The sequence below is a fragment of the Bradyrhizobium sp. AUGA SZCCT0431 genome (genome assembly GCF_018131065.1).
Classification (GTDB): domain Bacteria; phylum Pseudomonadota; class Alphaproteobacteria; order Rhizobiales; family Xanthobacteraceae; genus Bradyrhizobium.
Genome location: NZ_JAFCLR010000022.1, coordinates 44096 through 58829, shown reverse-complemented (window position 1 = coordinate 58829; position 14734 = coordinate 44096). Strand labels below are relative to the sequence as shown.

The following is a 14734-nucleotide window of genomic DNA, read 5'->3' as shown; positions in this document are numbered from 1 at the left end:
TTCTGGCGTTCAGGTGGTCCTGAAGACGGGGGTTGGGTGTCCCCGGTCTTCAACGACATTGGTCAGGATAGTGCATTTTCCGGGGCCCCATATGCAATGGCAAACGGCCCCGATCGGTCAAATTGCTTAAATTCGCCTTCCGGCTGCGCCAGGCGGTCGGCCACCGCCCACAAGGCGGCCGGGTTGACGCCAAGGCCGATATGGCTCGCGAGATGCACCTCGATATTTTCGGCCGTGCTGGAGGGGCGCAGCAGGCTGGTACGCCAGTTCACGATGCCATCGGTGCGGGAATAGATCGAGGTCGCGGGCACCGGCAGGTCGCCGGCGATCGCTTCCCTGATCTCCGGGTTGTCGTTGATGCCTTCCCCCGACAGCGCTTCGTACAGTCGCGTCGCATTGGTCGCGGTGATGTCGTTGGCGAACGGGCTGCCGAGCGTGATCACCGATCGCACCAGGTCCGGCAGTTGCAGCGCGAGATCGCGTGCGTAGATGCCGCCGAGACTCCAGCCAATGATGCTGACCTTTCGTCCCGTGGTCTCGTGGATTCGCTTGACGAGGTCGCGTAACGCACCGCGCTTGCTGGCGACGCCGCCGAAATTGCGGCCCATGTTCCAGGCATAGGTGTCGTAGCCGAGCTCTTTCAGGTAGCGCCGCATCGGCGCCATCGACAGGTCGCTGGCGAGAAATCCCGGCAGCGTCAGCACCGGATGACCGTCACCCTTCGGGGCGCGCATCAACAGCGGCGACAGCAGCAGACTCGAATTCAGTTCGAACACGCTTCTGGCTTCGGCAAGCATCAGGAACAGGCTCGGCGGACGAAGCTTGCGTTCTGCCGCCGGCGCGCCCTCCGCGACGGCCACTATTTCTTGTCCTTCTTGGCCATGCCGCCGAGGCCGGCCATGGTCACGAACATGTCCTGAAAGCGTTCAGCGATCTTGGGGTCGAAGGTGAACCAGGACTGCATCAGCGATTCCGGCGAGACCTTGTCGATGTTGGCCATCATCTGCTGCTGCAACTTGTCCATGACCGCGGTCTGCATCGGCTGAACGTCCGGAAGTCCGAAGAACTGCCGGGCCTCGAGCGGCGTGCAATCAATTTCGACGTTTACCTTCATGGCCGCTCCTTCATTAATGGCTTGCCGCAGTATCACCGTGACTGGCTGAGTCACGCAAGGACAAGACCGCCTTCCGGGGCCCCCATTCGCCCCCTATGGTCAACCAAAACGTTCGACAGCAAAAGGGGTAGTATCGGCAAACGGGGTCTCGCCGGTCATCATTTCCGCCAGCAGCCGGCCGGTTGCGGGTCCGAGCGTCAGGCCGTGGTGCTGGTGGCCGAAATCGAACCACAAACCGGGATGGCGGGGCGCCTTCCCGATCACCGGCAGCATATCCGGCAAACAGGGCCGCGCCCCCTTCCACGGCTGGGCGTCGACCGGCTCCCCCAGGGGAAACAGTCTATGCGCCTTTGGCATGGCCCGTTCGACCTGGACCGGGGTCGGCGGTGCATCGCGGCGGGCCATCTCGGCGCCGGTGGTCAGGCGAATGCCGCGGTTCATCGGCGCCAGCAGAAAGCCCTGATCGCTGTCCAGCACAGGATGATTGAGCACGGCGTTGCCGCGCGGCGCCAGATGGATGTGATAGCCGCGCTTGACGTTGAGCGGGATCGAATAGCCGAGCGGGGCGAAGATCTGGTCGGACCACGGCCCCATCGCGACGACGACTTCGCGCGCGGTGATTGACCCTTCGAGGGTCGCGACGCGCCACCTTGCGCCGGATTGTTCGAGCGTTCGCGCATCGCCGACCACGAACCGGCCGCCCTTGCGGCCGAACAGCGCCGCATAGGCCTTGGCGAGGCCGCCGGGATCGGGGACAAAACCGGGATCGCGAAAATGCACCGCGCCGGCGAAATCGCCGGTCAAATTCGGCTCGCGCGCCGCGATAGCAGATGCATTGAGGATGTCGCCCGCGACGCCATATTGCTTGGCGCGTTCGAGTTCCTTCACCGCTTTCGCCAGCGTCGCATCGGAGCGATAGAGCTTGATCCAGCCGGTCCGGCGCAACAGCTCCGGCACATCGGCTTCCGCGATCAGCGCCTCATGCTCGACCAGGCTGCGCTGGATCAGCGGCAACTCGGCCATCGCACTGTGCAACGCACGCTCCGGCGAAGACGCCAGGAAGTAACGCACCAGCCAGGGCAGGAAGGACGGCAGATCGGCGAAATGATAACGCAGCTGCGGCGTACGGTTGGTCGCATATTGCAGGATCTGGCGCAGATCGCGGGGAAACATGTAGGGAAAGACCGACGCACATTCGATCAGTCCGCCATTGCCGTAGCTGGTCTCCTCGCCGGCAAGTTCGTGCCGGTCGATCAGGACCGTATCGCGGCCCTTCTTCTGCAGGTGCAGGGCGGCGCCGACGCCGACCATGCCTGCCCCCAACACAAGAACGTCAGCCTTCAGTTCCGCCACCCGGCACTCCGAAAGTTTAATGTAACGCGGTCTCGCGCTCAGCTTAAGGTGAAGCTAGTCGTTGCCGCATCGCGGCGCAAACCGGTCCACTGAGTGAGATCGCGCTTGCGCGGCGGCTGGACTTTGGCAACATGGATCGGCAATATCCGCCGTTATTGCGGAATTGGGCTGATCAAAGCGGGGAAATCGAACAAATGTCGTTACGTCAGAGTTTGCTTGCAGCGGCTACGGTTACAATGCTCGGCTTTGCGGTTGCGCCGGCATCGGCCCAAACCCTGCGCTACGCCAACCAGGGCGACCTCAAATCGCTGGATCCGTATACGCTCAACGAATCCACCACGCATGCGCATCTTGGGCAGGTCTATGAAGGCCTGATTGCGCGCGACAAGGACCTGAAGATCATTCCGGGGCTGGCCGAACGCTGGGAAACCCCGGAGCCGACCCGCTGGCGCTTCCATTTGCGCAAGGGTGTCAAGTTCCAGAACGGCGACCCCTTCACCGCCGACGACGTGGTGTTCTCGGCCGACCGCGCTCGCGCCAAGGGTTCGAACGTACAGGCCCGCATCGCCGCCGACGTAAAGGTCGTCAAGGTTGACGACAACACCGTCGATTTCATCCTGACCTCACCCAATCCCATTCTGCACTACCAATGGGATACGTGGTACATCATGGACAAGAAGTGGGCCGAGGCGAACAACGCCACGGCGCCGACGCCGGCCGCAGCGACGACGCCGAGCTTCGCTTCGCTCAACGCCAACGGCACCGGCGCCTTCACCGTCGAGAGCCATCAGCCTGGCGTCAAGACCGTGTTCAAGGCGAACCCGAACTGGTGGCGCAAGCCCGAGCACAATCTCAAGGAAATCGTGTTCACGCCGATCGGGTCCGACGCCACGCGTGTCGCTGCCCTGCTGTCGGGCGAAGTCGACATCATGGAGCCGGTTCCGACCCAGGACATCGGCCGCGTCGATTCCACCCCGACTACCCAGGTGATGAAGGGGCCTGAGCTGCGCACCATCTTCCTCGGCATGGACCAGGCCCGTGACGAATTGCTGTATTCGAACATCAAGGGCAAGAATCCGTTCAAGGACGTCCGCGTCCGCGAGGCCTTCTTCAAGGCGATCGATATCGAACTGATCAAGACCCGCGTGATGCGTGGGCTCTCGACGCCCTCGGCTCTGATGATTGCGCCGCAACTGTTTCCGCTTTCCAAGGACTTTACCCGCCCGAAATTCGATCCCGACGGCGCCAAGAAGCTCTTGACGGAAGCGGGCTATCCCGACGGTTTCCAGGTCACGATGGATTGCCCCAACGACCGCTATGTCAACGACGCCGCGATCTGCCAGGCGGTGGTCGGCATGCTGGCGCGCATCGGCGTCAAGGTCGATCTGCTGGCGCAGCCCAAGGCGCAGTACTTCGCCAAGATCCTGAAACCCGGCGGCTACCAGTCATCGTTCTATCTGCTCGGCTGGACGCCCGGCACGTCGGACTCGCACAATGTGCTCTATGACATCATGGGCTGCCGCGACGATCCGAAATCCTCTCGCGGCGAAGCCAACGTTTCCGGCTACTGCAACAAGAAGATGGACGAGATCACCGACAAGGTGCTGGTCGAACCCGACCCGGCCAAGCGCGATCAGCTGATCAAGGAAGCGTTCGAGATCGCGGCGAAGGATTACGCCTACATCCCGCTGCATCAGCAGGCGCTGGCCTGGGGCGTGTCGAAAAAACTGAAAGTGGTGCAGCGCGCCGACAACCAGGTCCTGCCCTACTGGATGGTCAAAGAACCGTAGGCAGGCCCAACGACCCAGGTCCCGGTGGCTTCGCGCCCCCGGGACTTTTCGTTTCCGGCGGACAGTGACGTCCGCCACAGCGTAAAGAGAGAAGTGAAAGGATCACATGCTCGCTTTCACTCTTCGCCGGGCGATCCAGGCGATCGGCGTCATGCTTGCGGTCGGGATCATCTCGTTTTCGATGTTCCGGTTCGCCGGCGACCCCGTCAACCAGATCGTCTCACTGGATACGTCTGCGGCCGAACGCGAGGCGGTGCGCAAGTCGCTCGGTCTCGACGATCCCGTGGTGATGCAGTTCGCGCGTTATTTCGGCAATGCCGCCCAGTTCAAATTCGGCGTGTCCTATCAATTCCGCCAGCCGGTCTCGAGCCTGCTCGCAGAGCGGATGCCCGCGACATTGGAGCTCGCCATCTGCGCCACCATCTTCGCGATGGTGTTCGGCATCCTGATGGGGGTTTATTCGGCGCTCAAACGCGACACCGTGCTTGCCAAGATATTCCAGGCCGTATCGCTGATCGGAATCTCGCTGCCGACCTTCCTGATTGGTATTCTCCTGATCTATCTGTTCTCGGTGACATTGGGCTGGCTGCCCTCGTTCGGCCGCGGCGATGTCGTGCGGGTGGGCTGGTGGACCACTGGCCTTCTGACCCTTTCCGGCCTCAAGGCGCTGATCCTGCCGTCCATCACGCTCGGCCTGTTCCAGCTGACATTGATCATGCGGCTGGTGCGCGCTGAAATGCTGGAAGTCCTCCGCACCGATTACATCCGCTTCGCGCGGGCGCGCGGCCTGACCACGCGGGCGATCCATTTCGGCCACGCGCTCAAGAACACCCTGGTTCCCGTGATCACCGTGGCCGGACTGCAATTTGGCTCGGTTATTGCCTTTGCCATCATCACCGAAACCGTATTCCAGTGGCCGGGCATGGGGTTGCTGTTCGTGCAGGCAGTGCAAAACGTCGATATCCCGATCATGGCGGCCTACCTGCTGATGGTGTCGCTGATTTTCGTCACCATCAATCTGGTGGTCGATATCCTCTATACCGTCGTCGATCCGCGGCTGCGCTCGACCCTCCGCCGTCCGGCTTGAAAGAAAGGTTATCGATGTCCGACGCCGTCGTTCCCCACCGAGCCGAGCCGAGCGCAGCAGTTGCGCGCGCCGGCACGGGCTGGTTCAGACGCGCGCTCGACAGCGACATCTTCTATTCGTTCCGCCGTTCCAAGCTGACGATGGTGGCGGCAGCCGTCACCCTCCTGTTTTTCCTGCTGGCGATCTTCGCTTCGGTCCTTTCGGTGCAGAACCCGTTCGATCCGGCGCAGCTTCAGCTGATGAACTCGCGCATTTCGCCGCTGTGGACCGCCGACGGCCAGAGCCCGTTCCTGCTCGGCACCGATGAGCAGGGCCGCGACGTGTTCTCCGCCATTCTCTACGGGCTTCGGATCTCGCTCGTCGTCGGCGTGCTCGGCGTCGTCTTGGCCGGCACGCTCGGAATTACGCTCGGGCTGATTGCGGGCTATGTCGGCGGCGCGGTCGATGGACTGATCATGCGCATCGCCGACGTGCAGCTCACCTTCCCGGCCATCCTGATCGCGCTCCTGGTCAACGGTGTCGCCAAGTCGGTGTTCGGCAACCGGCTTGACGCCATGAGTACGCTGGTAGTGCTGGTGATCGCGATCGGACTGAGTTTCTGGGTGCAGTATGCCCGCACCGTGCGCGGCTCCGTCATGGTCGAGAAGAACAAGGATTATGTCGCGGCCGCCCAATTGATCGGGCTGCCCGCCCCCATCATCATGCTGCGTCACGTGCTGCCGAACACGATGGGTCCGATCCTGGTGATCGCCACCATCAACCTCGCGCTCGCCGTCATTACGGAAGCCACGCTGTCCTTCCTCGGGGCCGGGATGCCCGATACCATGCCGTCGCTGGGCACGCTGATCCGGATCGGCAACAATTATCTGTTTGCGGGCGAATGGTGGATCGTGGCCTTCCCCGGCTTTGCGCTGGCCGGACTGATCCTGTCCATCAATCTGCTCGGCGACTGGCTGCGCGACGCGCTCAACCCGAAGCTCCGATGACCACTCCTGTCCTTTCCGTGCGTAACCTCGAGGTGGAGTTCCACACCCGCCGCAGCGTCCTGCACGCCATCAACGGCATCTCCTTCGACATCGCCAAGGGCGAGGTGCTCGGCGTGGTCGGCGAATCCGGCGCGGGAAAATCCGTGACCGGGCTTGCCGTGATCGGCCTGATCGATCCGCCGGGGCGGATCGCGGGCGGCGAGATCTATCTGTCGGGCATGCGGATCGATCATCTGCCGCCGGAGGAAATCCGCCGCGTCCGCGGCAAACGGATCGGGATGATCTTTCAGGATCCGCTGACCAGCCTCAACCCGCTCTACAAGATTGGGGACCAGCTCGTCGAAACCATCCGGACCCATCTCAATCTCTCGGAGACCGCGGCACGCAAGCGCGCCATCGATCTGTTGGCCGAAGTCGGCATTCCCGCGCCGGAAAAGCGCATCGACGCCTATCCGCATGAATTCTCCGGCGGCATGCGCCAGCGCGTCGTGATTGCGCTGGCGATCTGCGCCGAACCGGAACTGATCATCGCCGACGAGCCGACCACGGCCCTCGACGTCTCCGTGCAGGCGCAGATCATCTCGCTGATCAAGCGCCTCGGCCGCGACCATGGCACCGCCGTGATGCTGGTGACGCACGACATGGGCGTGATCGCCGAAACCTCCGACCGCGTCGCGGTGATGTATTCGGGACGGATCGCCGAGATCGGCCCGGTTCAGGATGTCGTGCAGAACCCGCTGCATCCCTACGCCAAGGGCTTGATGGGCGCGATCCCGACGCTGGCGGGCGAAGACAAGCGGCTGGTGCAGATACCCGGTTCGATGCCGCGGCTGTCGGCGATCCCGAAGGGCTGCTCGTTCAATCCGCGCTGCGGCTTCGTCTTCGACCGTTGCCGCGTCGAGCGTCCGGAGCCGATTGCGCACGGGACGCAGGCCGTGGCCTGTCATCTCTATGATGCCGCGCCCAAGGCAGCGATCAAGGAGACCGCGGCATGAGCGCGGCGCCCTTCATCGACGTCAGGAATTTGCGCCGCGAGTTCGACGTTTCAAAGCCGTGGCTCAACCGCGTGCTCGAAGGTGGCCACCTGGAATTCCTGAAAGCGGTCGACGGCGTCACCTTCGGCATCAAGAAGGGCGAGACGTTTGCCCTCGTCGGTGAATCCGGTTCGGGCAAGACCACGGTAGCGCGGATGGTGGTGGGATTGCTGCCGCCGAGCTCCGGCGAAGTCGTCATCGACGGCGTCTCGATGACCGACGCAAGGCAGGCGCAGGTACGGCAGAAGCTGCGCCGCCGCATCCAGATGATCTTCCAGGATCCCTATGCGAGCCTCAATCCGCGCTTCCGGGTCGATGCCATCGTCTCCGAGCCGATCCGTGCCTTCGACCTGATCGCGGGCGAGCGCGACATCGCCGCGCGCGTCGGTGAATTGCTGAGCCTAGTCGGCCTGCATGCCGACGACGGCCTGAAGTTTCCGCATGAGTTTTCCGGCGGGCAGCGCCAGCGCATCGCGATCGCCCGCGCGCTGGCCTCGGAAGCCGAATTCATCGTCTGCGACGAGCCGACTTCGGCGCTTGATGTCTCCGTGCAGGCGCAGATCCTCAATCTGATGCGCGACCTGCAGGACAAGTTCGGCCTGACTTATCTCTTCATCAGCCATAACCTTGCCGTGGTGCGCCATATGGCGAGCCGCATCGGCGTGATGTATCTCGGCCGCATCGTCGAAATCGCGGAAGGGCGCGAACTCTTCAGCAATCCACGGATGCCCTACACCAAGATGCTGCTGGGTGCGGTTCCCGATCTCGCGATGTCCGGCCGCCAGCGGATTCCGGTCAAGGGCGAGATCCCCAATCCGATCAACCCACCGCCCGGCTGCGCCTTCAACCCGCGCTGCCCGTTGGCCTACGATCTCTGCCGCCAGCAGGCGCCCGCACTGATCAACGGCGTCGCGTGCCACGCCGTCAATTCGCCGGCCGAGGCCGTGCCTGCCTGATCACAGGGATGGGAGCCCGCTATGTCAACCAAACGGTTGGCAGCAGGCCTCGCCTGTGGTCAAGTGGCGCACCAAATACCAGAGCAGCATCGGATTCACATGAGCAACATCAATCCCGATCCGTTCACGACCAGGCCGGAAATCGAAGGCACGTTCGGGGTCGTGACCTCGACCCACTGGATCGCCACTGCGGTCGGGATGGGCATCCTGGAAAAGGGCGGCAATGCGTTCGATGCGGGCGTTGCCACCGCCTTCACGCTGCAGGTGGTCGAGCCGCATCTCAACGGCCCGGGCGGCGATGTGCCCATCATCGTGCATGATACCAAACGCGGCCGCACCGAAGCGATCTGCGGCCAGGGCCCGGCACCGGCGGGCGCCACCATCGCGCATTATCGCAGCGAGGGGCTGGAGATGGTGCCCGGCACCGGGTTGCTCGCGGCCTGCGTGCCCGGCACGTTCGAATCCTGGATGTTGCTGTTGCGCGATTACGGCACGATGCGGCTGCGCGACGTGCTGGAACCCGCGATCGCCTATGCCCGCGACGGCTATCCCCTGGTGGAGCGCGCGGCGGCGACGATCCAGATCGTCGAAAAACTGTTCCGCAATCACTGGAAGACGTCGGCTGCGGTCTATCTGCCGAACAATGAGGTGCCAAAGCCCGGCACGCTCTTCACCAACAAGCAGCTCTCGGAAACCTACGCCCGCATCCTGAAAGAAGCCGAGAGCGCCAGCGGTGACCGCACAGCCCAGATCGAGGCCGCGCGCAAGGCCTGGTCGCACGGTTTCGTTGCGGAGGCGATCGACAAGTTTTGCCGCACACAAGACGTCATGGACGTCAGCGGCTCGCCGCATCGCGGCGTGCTGCGCGCCGACGACATGGCGCGCTGGCAGCCGACCGTCGAGGCGCCGCTGACCTATGATTACGGCCGCTACACCGTGTGCAAGCCCGGTGTCTGGAGCCAGGGCCCTGTCATGCTGCAGCAGCTGGCGCTGCTCAAGGGGTTTGAACTCGACGGGCTCGATCCAACTGGGCCCGAATTCATCCATCTGCAGATCGAATGCGCCAAGCTCGCCTTCGCGGACCGCGAGAAATTTTACGGTGATCCCAAATTCACCGACATCCCGATCGCGACCTTGCTGTCCGACGCCTACAACGACGAACGCCGCAAGCTGATCTCAAGGGACAAGGCCTCGCTCGATTTCCTCCCCGGCTCCGTCGAGGGTTTTGGTTCGGTCGTCAAGATGCGCCGCGCCGAAGGCCATCGCGAGGCGGTTGGCGCCATGGGTGCCGGCGAGCCGACCGTCGGCCGCTTCGGCGAAGTGCGCGGCGACACCGTGCATTTCGACATCATCGACCAGGCTGGCAACATGATCTCGGCGACACCATCCGGCGGCTGGCTGCAATCCTCACCGGTGATTCCCGAACTCGGCTTCTGTCTCGGCAGCCGCGCCCAGATGTTCTGGCTCGAGGAAGACCATCCCGCGGCATTGGCGCCGGGCAAGCGCCCGCGCACCACGCTGTCGCCCACCCTATGCTACCGCGACGGCGAACCGTACATGGCCTGGGGTTCGCCCGGCGGCGACCAGCAGGATCAATGGACCACGCAATTCTTCCTGCGCCATGTCCACGCCAATCTGAACCTGCAGGAAGCGATCGACGCGCCGGCATGGCACTCCGAACATTTCCCGATCTCGTTCTGGCCGCGCACCGCCCGGCCCGGCGTGCTCGTGGTTGAAAACCGCGTACCAAAGGCCACGGTCGATACGTTGAAGAGCCGCGGCCATGTCGTCGAGATCGGCCCCGACTGGTCGGAAGGCCGCCTCACTGCCGCCTCCAAGGTCGGGCGCCGCCGCCGTGCCGCCGCCAATCCCCGGGGCATGCAAGGCTACGCGGCCGGACGATAAGGGCACCCTGAGATGACTTGTAAGGTTTGAGATGACCTGGTCGATCATCGCGCGCGATCCCGCAACCGGCCAGTTCGGCATCGCGGTCGCGACCAAATTCTTCGCGGTCGGCGCGCGCGTGCCCCATATCGTGGCCGGCGTCGGCGGCATCGCGACCCAGGCATTGGTCAATCCCTATTACGGCATCGACGGCGTCAAGCTGTTGAGCCAGGGACGTGAACCCGCCGACATCCTCAGAACCTTGATCGCCACCGACGACGGCCGCGAGAGCCGGCAGCTTCACATCATGGACGCGAAGGGCCGTATCGCCGCGCACACCGGCCGCGATTGCGTCGACTGGTGCGGACACATTCAGGGCGACGGCTTCTCCATCGCGGGCAACATGCTGGCGGGCGCCGCCGTGCTCGACGACACCGCAAAAGCCTATGTGGCCAATATTGGCCTGCCCTTTCCCCGCCGGCTGATCGCCGCGATGCATGCGGGCGAAGCCGCTGGCGGCGACAAGCGCGGCAAGCAATCCGCGGCGCTGCTGATCCATGGCGAGGAGGAATGGTCCGAGCTCAATTTGCGTGTTGACGACCATACCGACCCGTTGCGCGAGCTCGAGCGGCTCGAAGAAGTGAGCCGCGAGCGCTGGGTGCATTTCCGCGCCTTCATGCCGACGCGCAAGAACCCCGCCGGAATCACCGATCGCGCGACCATCGACGCCGGCATCGAGGCCAGCATCAAAGCGGCGGCTGCAGGCAAGGCATGACCTCAAAAGCGTTTTCCAGCGAAGTGGAAACCGGTTCGCGTCAAGAAAACGCGTCAAATCCAGAGTCTGGAGCCCCGTCGCGATTCCATCGAAACGGAGAAGGCTCAAGCCCGCTGATCGAAATCGAGGGCCTGCGCGTCGTGTTTCATGGCGACGATGGCCGCTCGACCCATGCGGTCGACGCGGTCGATCTCAGCGTCGCCAATGGCGCGACGCTGGGGCTGGTCGGCGAATCCGGCTGCGGCAAGAGCGTGACGTCGCTGGCCATCATGGGGCTGTTGTCAAAACACTCGGCAGAGGTTTCCGGCTCGATCCGCTTCGACGGGTTTGATCTGCTCGACGTGCCCGACGAGACCCTGCGCGACCTGCGCGGCAACCGGCTGGCAATGATTTTTCAGGAGCCGATGACCTCGCTCAACCCCAGTTTTACCATCGGCGACCAGATCATCGAGACCATCCTGCGCCATCGCGGCGGATCGAAGCGCCAGGCGCGCGAACGCGCCATCGAACTGCTGCGCCGCGTCCACATCCCCTCGCCCGACAAGCGCATCGACGAATATCCGCACAAGCTTTCCGGCGGCATGCGCCAGCGCGTGATGATTGCGATGGCGCTGGCCTGCGATCCCCGCCTCTTGATCGCGGACGAGCCGACCACGGCGCTCGACGTCACCTTGCAGGCGCAGATCCTCGATCTGATGCGCGAGCTGAAGGCCGCCAGCGGGGCCGCGATCATCCTGATCACCCACGATCTCGGCGTGGTCGCCGAGGTCTGCGACGAGGTCGCGGTGATGTATGCCGGCGAGATCGTCGAGCGTGCGCCGGTCGACGAGCTGTTCGCCAATCCGCAGCATCCCTACACCGTCGGCCTGCTCGGCTCGATCCCGCGGCTGGGTCGTCGCGCCTCGCATCTGGCGACCATCGAGGGCATGGTGCCGAACATGGCCAATCCGCCGCCCGGTTGCCGCTTCTCGGCGCGCTGTCCCTTTGTCGCTGACATCTGCGTTGCGGCACCACCGCCGCTGGCGATCCTCAGCCCCGGCCACGCCTCGCGCTGCATAAGGGCGCCGCTGGAGCGGCTGGTGTCATGACCGCGCTGCTCGAGGTCGAAGGACTTGTAAAACATTTCGTCGCGGGACGTTCGGTGTTCGGCCGCGCCACCGCCTTCGTCAAGGCCGTCGACGGCGTCAGCTTCCGCGTCGAGGCCGGCAAGACGCTGGCGCTGGTCGGCGAATCCGGCTGCGGCAAATCCACCGTGAGCCGGTTGGTGCTGCGGCTGATCGAACCGGACGCCGGCAGCGTTCGCTTCGAGGGCCGCGATCTCCTCGCGCTGGGCGCCAATGAACTGCGCAACTTCCGCCGCGACGCGCAGATCATCTTCCAGGACCCTTACGCCTCGCTCAACCCGCGCATGACCGTCAGCCAGATCCTGACCGAACCGCTGGCGCTGCACGATCTCGTGCCGGCGCCGCGCCGCCGCGAGCGGGTCGAGGAATTGCTACGGCTGGTCGGGCTGGAGCCGCGCTTTGCGCGCCGTTATCCGCATGAATTTTCCGGCGGCCAGCGCCAGCGCATCGCCATCGCACGGGCGCTGGCGGTGGAACCGAAACTGATCATTTGCGACGAGCCGGTATCGGCGCTCGACGTCTCGATCCGCTCGCAAATCCTGAACCTGCTGCGCGATTTGCAGACCCGGCTTGGGCTCGCCTATATCTTCGTCTCACACGACCTTGCCGTCGTAAAACACATCGCCGACCGCGTCGCGGTGATGAATCTCGGCGTCATCGTCGAGACCGCGGATGCGCAGGCGCTGTTCGCCGCCCCGCGCCATCCTTATAGCCGGGCGCTGTTGTCGGCTATTCCCGTACCCAAGCCGCAAGCCAAACGCAGCCGCATCGTGCTGCAGGGCGAGATGCCGAGCGCGCTCGACCCGCCGTCCGGCTGCCGCTTTCATACCCGCTGCCCCTATGTGGTCGAGCGCTGCCGCATCGAGGTGCCGCAACTCCTGGCCGACAGCACGGGGCACGCCACCGCCTGCCATCGGATGGCGGAACTGCCGGCGCCTGATAGCATCGTGCCCTCAGATGGCGGCTTTTCACCGGTGCTGGAAAAACTGGTCGCCGCCTTTGGACGGGCGGAAGGAGCGGACCGTAACGGGGTTGATATAGTCGGGACAAGACCGGCAGCAGTGTAATCAAGGGGATCGGTGCGATGAAAATCTTGCGTTTGGCGGTAACTGCGGCGGCTCTGTTGCTGTCGTTCGAGGCGAGTGTTCAGGCCCAGACCACGCTGCGCATCGGCCTGGCCGAAGATCCGGACATTCTCGATCCGACGCTCGGGCGTACCTATGTCGGCCGCATCGTGTTCGCGTCATTGTGCGACAAGCTGTTCGACATCGACGAGAAGATCAACATCGTGCCGCAGCTTGCGCTGTCGCATGAGACCTCGGCCGATGGCAAGGAGGTCATCATCAAGCTGCGGCCGGGCGTGAAATTCCACGACGGCGAGCCGCTGGACGCCGAGGCCGCGAAGTTCTCGCTGGATCGCCATCTGACGATGCCGACCTCGTTCCGCAAGCCGGAACTGGCGCAGCTCGACCGTGTCGACGTGGTCGATCCCCTCACCATCAAACTGGTGCTGAAGACGCCGTTCTCGCCGCTGATCGCCCAGCTCACCGACCGCGCCGGCATGATGGTTTCGCCAAAAGCCGCGAAGGCCGAAGGCGACAAGTTCGGCCTGAAGCCGGTGTGCGCGGGTCCTTACAAATTCGTCGAGCGCGTGCAGCAGGACCGCATCGTGTTCGAGAAATTCGCCGATTACTGGAACAAGGACGCGGTCAAGATCGACCGCATCGTTTATCTGCCGCTGGTCGACGCCACCGTGCGTCTCGCCAATCTGAAATCCGGCGGCCTCGATCTGATCGAACGCCTGCTCGCCACCGACATCAAGGCGGTGCAGAGCGACCCGAAGCTGAAATTATCCAGCGCCATCGAGCTCGGCTATCAGGGCGTGACGCTGAACGTCGGCAAGGACAAGGCCAAGGGGCCGCTCAGCCAATCCGCCAAGGTCCGCCAGGCGCTCGATCTGTCGCTCGACCGCGAGGCCATCAACCAGGTGGTGTTCAACGGCGAATTCAAGCCCGGCAACCAATGGGTCAATCCCGACCATCCCTATTACCAGAAGGCCTTCCCGGTCCGCGGACGTGACATCGCCAAGGCCAAGGCGCTGTTGAAGGAAGCCGGCGTCACGGCGCCCGTCAGCGTCGATTTCATGGTGCCGAAGGGCGCGGAAACCGAAGCGGTTGCGCAGGTGATCCAGTCGATGGCTTCCGAAGCCGGCTTCGACATGAAGATCAGGGTCACCGAATTTGCGACCTCGCTGAAACTGGCTGAATCAGGTGAATACCAGGCCTTCATGCTGGCCTGGAGCGGACGGATCGATCCCGACGGCAATTCCTACGTGTTCCAGAAATCCAACGCGCCGCAGAACTACAGCGCGTGGTCCAATCCCGAAGCCGACAAGGCGCTCGACGACGGCCGCCTCGTCACTGATCAGGCGCAGCGCAAAGCCATCTATGAGAAGCTCGCCAAGCTCGTGCTGGAGGAAAAGCCGCTGCTCTACATCTATCACCGCAAGATCCTGATTGCGCATAGTACAAAACTCGAAGGCTACAAGCAGATGCCGGACGGGCTGGTGCGCGTGACCGGGCTGACGCTGAAGTGACGGCCCGACCGATGCTCTCGCGTCCCGGACGCGGT

The 14734-nt window shown here is 63.8% G+C and carries 13 protein-coding genes; 10 read left to right on the top strand and 3 right to left on the bottom strand.

The window, feature by feature from the left end:
- Window positions 1-62: 62 nt before the first annotated feature.
- The 3 genes from JQ567_RS21885 to JQ567_RS21875 all read right to left on the bottom strand — a co-directional run bounded on the left by JQ567_RS21885 (window position 63) and on the right by JQ567_RS21875 (window position 2467).
- Window positions 63-797, bottom strand: coding sequence for a triacylglycerol lipase (locus tag JQ567_RS21885; protein WP_249165612.1), 735 nt, complete (start codon window positions 795-797; stop codon window positions 63-65).
- Between the two features lie 62 nt (window positions 798-859).
- Window positions 860-1114 (bottom strand): DUF6489 family protein, encoded by a 255-nt coding sequence (locus JQ567_RS21880; RefSeq protein WP_209843454.1) that lies wholly within the window; start codon window positions 1112-1114, stop codon window positions 860-862.
- 99 nt (window positions 1115-1213) lie between these two features.
- Window positions 1214-2467, bottom strand: a complete 1254-nt coding sequence (locus tag JQ567_RS21875) for an FAD-binding oxidoreductase (RefSeq protein ID WP_212440712.1) — start codon at window positions 2465-2467, stop codon at window positions 1214-1216.
- 194 nt (window positions 2468-2661) lie between these two features.
- Between JQ567_RS21875 and JQ567_RS21870 the strand changes: the two genes are divergently transcribed.
- The 10 genes from JQ567_RS21870 (at window position 2662) to JQ567_RS21825 (ending at window position 14699) form a co-directional block, all read left to right on the top strand.
- Window positions 2662-4257, top strand: coding sequence for an ABC transporter substrate-binding protein (locus JQ567_RS21870; RefSeq protein ID WP_212440711.1), 1596 nt, complete (start codon window positions 2662-2664; stop codon window positions 4255-4257).
- 106 nt (window positions 4258-4363) lie between these two features.
- Window positions 4364-5344 (top strand): ABC transporter permease, encoded by a 981-nt coding sequence (locus JQ567_RS21865; protein ID WP_212440710.1) that lies wholly within the window; start codon window positions 4364-4366, stop codon window positions 5342-5344.
- A 14-nt stretch (window positions 5345-5358) separates the two neighbouring features.
- Complete coding sequence (locus tag JQ567_RS21860; protein ID WP_212440709.1) at window positions 5359-6330, top strand: ABC transporter permease; 972 nt, start codon at window positions 5359-5361, stop codon at window positions 6328-6330.
- Window positions 6327-7325 (top strand): ABC transporter ATP-binding protein, encoded by a 999-nt coding sequence (locus JQ567_RS21855; RefSeq protein WP_212440708.1) that lies wholly within the window; start codon window positions 6327-6329, stop codon window positions 7323-7325. The genes JQ567_RS21860 and JQ567_RS21855 overlap by 4 nt, the downstream gene beginning before the upstream one ends.
- Entirely contained in the window at window positions 7322-8320 is a 999-nt protein-coding gene (locus JQ567_RS21850) for an ABC transporter ATP-binding protein (protein ID WP_212440707.1), read from the top strand. The genes JQ567_RS21855 and JQ567_RS21850 overlap by 4 nt, the downstream gene beginning before the upstream one ends.
- A gap of 99 nt (window positions 8321-8419) precedes the next feature.
- Complete coding sequence (locus JQ567_RS21845; protein WP_212440706.1) at window positions 8420-10225, top strand: gamma-glutamyltransferase family protein; 1806 nt, start codon at window positions 8420-8422, stop codon at window positions 10223-10225.
- A gap of 31 nt (window positions 10226-10256) precedes the next feature.
- The gene (locus JQ567_RS21840) at window positions 10257-10979 is read left to right on the top strand and encodes a DUF1028 domain-containing protein (RefSeq protein ID WP_212440705.1); all 723 of its coding nucleotides are present in this window, start codon (window positions 10257-10259) and stop codon (window positions 10977-10979) included.
- Window positions 10976-12067, top strand: coding sequence for an ABC transporter ATP-binding protein (locus JQ567_RS21835; protein WP_249165605.1), 1092 nt, complete (start codon window positions 10976-10978; stop codon window positions 12065-12067). Before JQ567_RS21840 ends, JQ567_RS21835 begins: the two co-directional genes overlap by 4 nt.
- Window positions 12064-13170, top strand: a complete 1107-nt coding sequence (locus tag JQ567_RS21830) for an ABC transporter ATP-binding protein (protein ID WP_212440704.1) — start codon at window positions 12064-12066, stop codon at window positions 13168-13170. Before JQ567_RS21835 ends, JQ567_RS21830 begins: the two co-directional genes overlap by 4 nt.
- 17 nt (window positions 13171-13187) lie before the next feature.
- The gene (locus JQ567_RS21825) at window positions 13188-14699 is read left to right on the top strand and encodes an ABC transporter substrate-binding protein (protein WP_212440703.1); all 1512 of its coding nucleotides are present in this window, start codon (window positions 13188-13190) and stop codon (window positions 14697-14699) included.
- The last annotated feature ends 35 nt before the right edge of the window (window positions 14700-14734 follow it).

Excerpts from the sequence above, each read along its gene's own strand:
- JQ567_RS21835 (WP_249165605.1), top strand. The coding sequence starts at position 10,976 with ATGACCTCAAAAGCGTTTTCCAGCGAAGTGGAAACCGGTTCGCGTCAA.
- JQ567_RS21845 (WP_212440706.1), top strand. The coding sequence starts at position 8,420 with ATGAGCAACATCAATCCCGATCCGTTCACGACCAGGCCGGAAATCGAA.
- JQ567_RS21840 (WP_212440705.1), top strand. The coding sequence starts at position 10,257 with ATGACCTGGTCGATCATCGCGCGCGATCCCGCAACCGGCCAGTTCGGC.
- JQ567_RS21850 (WP_212440707.1), top strand. The coding sequence starts at position 7,322 with ATGAGCGCGGCGCCCTTCATCGACGTCAGGAATTTGCGCCGCGAGTTC.
- JQ567_RS21825 (WP_212440703.1), top strand. The coding sequence starts at position 13,188 with ATGAAAATCTTGCGTTTGGCGGTAACTGCGGCGGCTCTGTTGCTGTCG.
- JQ567_RS21865 (WP_212440710.1), top strand. The coding sequence starts at position 4,364 with ATGCTCGCTTTCACTCTTCGCCGGGCGATCCAGGCGATCGGCGTCATG.
- JQ567_RS21885 (WP_249165612.1), bottom strand. The coding sequence starts at position 797 with ATGCTTGCCGAAGCCAGAAGCGTGTTCGAACTGAATTCGAGTCTGCTG.
- JQ567_RS21870 (WP_212440711.1), top strand. The coding sequence starts at position 2,662 with ATGTCGTTACGTCAGAGTTTGCTTGCAGCGGCTACGGTTACAATGCTC.
- JQ567_RS21855 (WP_212440708.1), top strand. The coding sequence starts at position 6,327 with ATGACCACTCCTGTCCTTTCCGTGCGTAACCTCGAGGTGGAGTTCCAC.
- JQ567_RS21880 (WP_209843454.1), bottom strand. The coding sequence starts at position 1,114 with ATGAAGGTAAACGTCGAAATTGATTGCACGCCGCTCGAGGCCCGGCAG.
- JQ567_RS21830 (WP_212440704.1), top strand. The coding sequence starts at position 12,064 with ATGACCGCGCTGCTCGAGGTCGAAGGACTTGTAAAACATTTCGTCGCG.
- JQ567_RS21860 (WP_212440709.1), top strand. The coding sequence starts at position 5,359 with ATGTCCGACGCCGTCGTTCCCCACCGAGCCGAGCCGAGCGCAGCAGTT.